Below are 292 nucleotides of genomic sequence, written 5' to 3'. Positions count from 1 at the left end.
TCGACTATCACGTACAGGCTCTTCCCATTTCGCTCGCCACTACTTTGGGAATCTCGGTTGATTTCTTTTCCTGCAGCTACTTAGATGTTTCAGTTCGCCGCGTTCGCTTTGCATGCCTATGTATTCAGCATGCAATGACCCAAAGGGCCGGGTTTCCCCATTCGGAAATCTGCGGATCAAAGTGTGTTTGCTCACTCCCCGCAGCTTATCGCAAGCTACTACGTCCTTCATCGCCTGTAATCGCCAAGGCATCCACCATGTGCACTTATTCGCTTGTCCCTATAACGTTAGC

The 292-nt window shown here is 50.0% G+C and carries 1 rRNA gene; it reads right to left on the bottom strand.

The window, feature by feature from the left end:
• Positions 1 to 279, bottom strand: a 23S ribosomal RNA gene (locus IFT60_RS26260); the annotation flags it as partial.
• Positions 280 to 292 lie beyond the last annotated feature (13 nt).

Origin of the sequence: Massilia sp. CFBP 13721 (assembly GCF_014842025.1) — a bacterium.
Taxonomy (GTDB): Bacteria; Pseudomonadota; Gammaproteobacteria; order Burkholderiales; family Burkholderiaceae_D; genus Telluria.
This window is presented reverse-complemented; position numbering and strand designations above follow the sequence as displayed.